The sequence below is a fragment of the Vibrio sp. 2096 genome (assembly GCF_033339595.1).
GTDB classification, from domain to species: domain Bacteria; phylum Pseudomonadota; class Gammaproteobacteria; order Enterobacterales; family Vibrionaceae; genus Vibrio; species Vibrio alginolyticus.
This window is the reverse complement of the sequence record NZ_JAWOUX010000057.1, coordinates 1-1,448: the sequence shown is the minus strand read 5'-3', so window position 1 is coordinate 1,448 and position 1,448 is coordinate 1. Positions and strand designations below refer to the sequence as shown.

Sequence of the window (1,448 nt, the reverse complement as noted above, 5' to 3'; positions counted from 1 at the left end):
AAAGTCGTCGCTATGAACCTCATATCCAGTCACGGAAGGATGAGTCAGAAGCCATTAAAAACACGGATTTTAAGGCTCACCGTTGGGTTGTAGAGAGAACACACAGTTGGATGAATCGCTACCGTCGTGTCCTGACTCGTTGGGAGAAGAAAGTCGAGAATTATGAGGCGATGCTGCATTTTGCCTGTGGTATCATTGTCTGGACTAAAAACCTATTGGGATAGGTTCTTAGTAAATAAAAATTCAGAAGGGATATGTTATGAACTATACAAAATTTGATGTAAAAAATTGGGTTCGCCGTGAGCATTTTGAGTTTTATCGGCATCGTTTACCATGTGGTTTTAGCTTAACAAGCAAAATTGATATCACGACGTTAAAAAAGTCATTGGATGATTCAGCGTATAAGTTTTATCCGGTAATGATCTATCTGATTGCTCAGGCCGTGAATCAATTTGATGAGTTGAGAATGGCGATAAAAGATGATGAATTGATCGTATGGGATTCAGTCGACCCACAATTCACCGTATTCCATCAAGAAACAGAGACATTTTCAGCACTGAGTTGCCCATACTCATCCGATATTGATCAATTTATGGTGAATTATTTATCGGTAATGGAACGTTATAAAAGTGATACCAAGTTATTTCCTCAAGGGGTAACACCAGAAAATCATTTAAATATTTCAGCATTACCTTGGGTTAATTTTGATAGCTTTAATTTAAATGTTGCTAATTTTACCGATTATTTTGCACCCATTATAACAATGGCAAAATATCAGCAAGAAGGGGATAGACTGTTATTGCCGCTCTCAGTACAGGTTCATCATGCAGTTTGTGATGGCTTCCATGTTGCACGCTTTATTAATCGGCTACAAGAGTTGTGTAACAGTAAATTAAAATAAGCTCAGGTTAAATTAAAGGGTTTCATATCTAGTGAAGCCCTGTTTTATTATGTTTTGAGTTAACTTATCTTCAATGGCGGTCATAGAACCGACTGTTTACCCTCAAATAAATGTGTGAGCCGAATTATTATATCATCCTTCCGCAAAAGGCTAAAAACCATAAACAATAAAATGTTTTTTGTCGGCTTTTGTTCGCACTTTTTATCTGTTTCTAGGCATTTTATGATAATTTTTTAAAGGTAAGCTTGAAATAACACGTCGATGCCAAGATATGTATCAAATCATGATATATAAACTAAATGGGATAAAGAATGAATAAGAACCTATCCCAAAAGGATTTTATTCCAGACAATGATGGCACAGGCAAGATGCAGCATTGCCTCGTAATTTTCGACCTTTTTCTCCCAACGAGTCAGGACACGACGGTAGCGATTCATCCAACTGTGTGTTCTCTCTACAACCCAGCGGTGGGCCTTAAAATCCGTGTTTTTGATGGCTTCTGATTCATCCTTCCGTGACTGGACATGAGGCTCATAGCGACGACTTC

Annotated in this window: 2 protein-coding genes and 1 pseudogene; 2 read left to right on the top strand and 1 reads right to left on the bottom strand. The window is 37.8% G+C overall.

What is annotated here, in order from left to right; translation table 11 throughout:
* Both R7Q41_RS23985 and R7Q41_RS23980 read left to right on the top strand, forming a co-directional pair.
* Positions 1–224, top strand: a pseudogene (locus R7Q41_RS23985) (IS5/IS1182 family transposase); the annotation flags it as partial.
* A 35-nt stretch (positions 225–259) separates the two neighbouring features.
* Complete coding sequence (locus R7Q41_RS23980; RefSeq protein ID WP_004920769.1) at positions 260–901, top strand: type A-3 chloramphenicol O-acetyltransferase CatIII; 642 nt, start codon at positions 260–262, stop codon at positions 899–901.
* Between the two features lie 323 nt (positions 902–1,224).
* Here R7Q41_RS23980 and R7Q41_RS23975 read toward each other — a convergent pair.
* On the bottom strand, positions 1,225–1,448 hold a 224-nt coding region (locus R7Q41_RS23975), incomplete at its 5' end, for a transposase (RefSeq protein WP_225455851.1).

Bases quoted from the DNA above. Each gene is read 5' to 3' on its own strand.
- R7Q41_RS23980 (WP_004920769.1), top strand. From the start codon at position 260: ATGAACTATACAAAATTTGATGTAAAAAATTGGGTTCGCCGTGAGCAT.